3 protein-coding genes are annotated in these 2,516 nt (G+C 58.9%); all 3 read right to left on the reverse strand.

Translation table 11 applies throughout. The annotated features are described in order from the left end of the window. Positions 1-28 precede the first annotated feature (28 nt). From tnpC to BLS57_RS19500, 3 genes are read right to left on the reverse strand one after another with little or no spacing between them, the layout of a single operon-like run. Positions 29-1,621, reverse strand: a complete 1,593-nt coding sequence (gene tnpC, locus BLS57_RS19490; protein WP_093744250.1) for an IS66 family transposase — start codon at positions 1,619-1,621, stop codon at positions 29-31. A gap of 55 nt (positions 1,622-1,676) precedes the next feature. Next, complete coding sequence (gene tnpB, locus BLS57_RS19495) at positions 1,677-2,030, reverse strand: IS66 family insertion sequence element accessory protein TnpB (RefSeq protein ID WP_093744251.1); 354 nt, start codon at positions 2,028-2,030, stop codon at positions 1,677-1,679. Continuing rightward, the gene (locus tag BLS57_RS19500; protein ID WP_093744252.1) at positions 2,024-2,431 is read right to left on the reverse strand and encodes a transposase; all 408 of its coding nucleotides are present in this window, start codon (positions 2,429-2,431) and stop codon (positions 2,024-2,026) included. Before BLS57_RS19500 ends, tnpB begins: the two co-directional genes overlap by 7 nt. Positions 2,432-2,516: the final 85 nt, after the last annotated feature.

Raw genomic sequence — 2,516 nt, forward strand, 5'->3', positions numbered from 1 at the left:
GTAAGCGGCGGCTACGCGGCACTTGAGATCAGCTTAACGGCTGGAAATTCCACGGAAGAAGGTCGTCGATGCGATTGGCAGGATGACCTAACGCAATCGCTTCGAGGGTGGCTTTGAGGTATGCGAACGGTTCGACATCATTGACCTTCGCCGTGGCAATGAGAGATGCAATGCGGCCCCAGGCGCGACCACCTTCGTCGTGGCCGGCAAAAAGCACATTCTTTCGCGTCAGGGCAATTGGGCGGATTAGGTTCTCGACGGCATTGGAGTCGATCTCGACCCGACCGTCGTGCAGGAAGGTTTGCAGCCCGTTCCATTGACGATGGATATAGGTCAACTTCTCGCCCAAGCGGGACTTCGAGGAGATCCGGCACCGTTGGTTCTGAAGCCACTCGCCGAACTCTGCAACCAATGGCGCCGTGCGGGTCTGACGTGCCGAGAGGCGCTGACCGGGACCCATCCCACGGATCTCGCTTTCAATGCGGTAGAACTCCGCGATCCGACGCAGCCCTTCTGCGGCGATCTCTGAGCCGTCTCGGTCAAAGACCTCTTTCAGCTTGCGGCGTGCGTGTGCCCAACAATACGCGACGGTGATCGGCTCGCCGCCTTTCCGCGACGGGCGCGTCAGTCGGTTGTAGCCAGCATAGCCGTCCAGTTGCAGAGTGCCGTCAAAGCCCCGCAAGATCTGCTCTGCATTCTGCCCCGCACGACCTGGAGCATAGGTGAAGATAACGCCTGGTGGATCATCTCCACCCCATCCTCGGTCGTCGCGCGCCAGTGCCCAAAGGTATCCGGTCTTTGTGCGACCTCGACCTGGGTCCAAGACGGGGGCGGTTGTCTCATCCATGAACAGCTTACCGGACTTCTTTAGATGCTCAGCCAAGCGGTCCACGACAGGGCTCAGATGGAAAGCCGCTGTGCCAACCCAATCTGCCAAAGTGCTGCGGTGGATGTCGATGCCGGAGCGAGCAAGGATTTGGCTTTGGCGATACAACGGCAGGTGGTCTGAGAACTTGCTGACAAGCACATGTGCAATGGCGCCCTCAGTCGGCAACCCGCCTTCGATTAAATGCGCAGGAGCCGAGGCCTGCGTGATACCTTCAGCGCAGGAGCGGCAAGCATATTTGGGGCGAACGGTGACGATGACACGCAGCTGCGCTGGAATGATATCCAGTCGCTCGGTGCGGTCTTCGCCAATACGGTGCATCTCGCCACATCCGCAGGGGCAGTTCAAACTCTGAGGCTCGACCACCCGTTCAACCCGTGGAAGGTCTGCAGGAAGATTGCCACGGTTGCGCCGGGCCGCTTTGCGAGGCCGTGCCTCTGAGCAGGTCTGCTCAGCTTGCTGAGTCTCAACTTCAGCGACGGCCACCTCAAGGTCTTCAAAAGCCAGCTGCCGCTCATCCTCGCTTAACTTCTCCGAGCGCTTGCCGTGGGTGGCGTTCTTGAGCTCGGCAATGAGGTGCTCCAGACGCTTAACCAAAACCTCCAGCTCAGATGCTTTGGTTTGCAGCCCGGTCGTCTCTTGCTTCAGCGATTTGTTCTCGCGCAGCACCGCCAAGACAGCTTCACGCTGGCTCTCGGGGATGGCGGATATATCGATGGGCGGCAGGTTGGACATGCCCGGATTATAGCTTGATTTACGCCCAAATGGGCAGGCCTTTTGCGCCCCCGAGTCACTCTGCCGCAGCCGGTCTGCGGGGTTCTAAAGATCGCACCCGACGCCAGTCCAACCCTGCAAAAAGCGCCTCGAATTGAGGACGGTTCAAGGTGATCACGCCATCTCGAATGGCGGGCCAAATGAAGCTGTTCACCTCAAGTCGTTTGTAGGTCATCACGAGCCCGCTGCCGTCCCAGAACAAAATCTTCATCCTGTCGGCCCGCTTGGCGCGGAATACAAAGACTGTTCCGGTGAAGGGGTCTTGGGCCAATGCCGACTGCACCATCGAAGCCAATCCATCGTGTCCTTTACGGAAGTCCACCGGCCGCGTCGCAACCAATATCCGAACACCTTGCGATGGCATCAGCATGAAGAAGCTTCAAGCGCATGGGCGATCTCTGCAATCCGAGAGGCAGATGTCTGCAGCGGCAGCTCGATGGCGATCTCTCCAAAGATCAATCTGATCGCCTCATTCGAAACAGTCAGAGCTTCTGTGGGCTCTTCCGGCCCAGCAGAAACCACCAGTGGAGCGAAGAGCGGCTCAGCGGCCTCCGGCGCCGGTAGCAACAGCTTTCCTTGCTTGGCCAGTCGACGCCACGCCGATAGCTGGTTCGGAAGGATGCCATATCGCTCAGCGACAGCGTTCACCGTTGCACCCACCTCAAGCGTGTCCGCCACCGCCTGTGACTTTGCGGTATCCGACCAACGGCGGTGGCCGGACGCATAAATCTCAACGCCAAGCGATCTGAGAAACGAATTTGTAGCGCACATTGCGAAACGCACTCCCCATCATAAGATGGGTTCGTTCTCGCAGCCCGGATCACACCCTACAACGTGACCCCGGGCCAACGCTTAC

Origin of the sequence: Sulfitobacter delicatus, assembly GCF_900102535.1 — a bacterium.
GTDB classification, from domain to species: Bacteria; Pseudomonadota; Alphaproteobacteria; order Rhodobacterales; family Rhodobacteraceae; genus Sulfitobacter; species Sulfitobacter delicatus.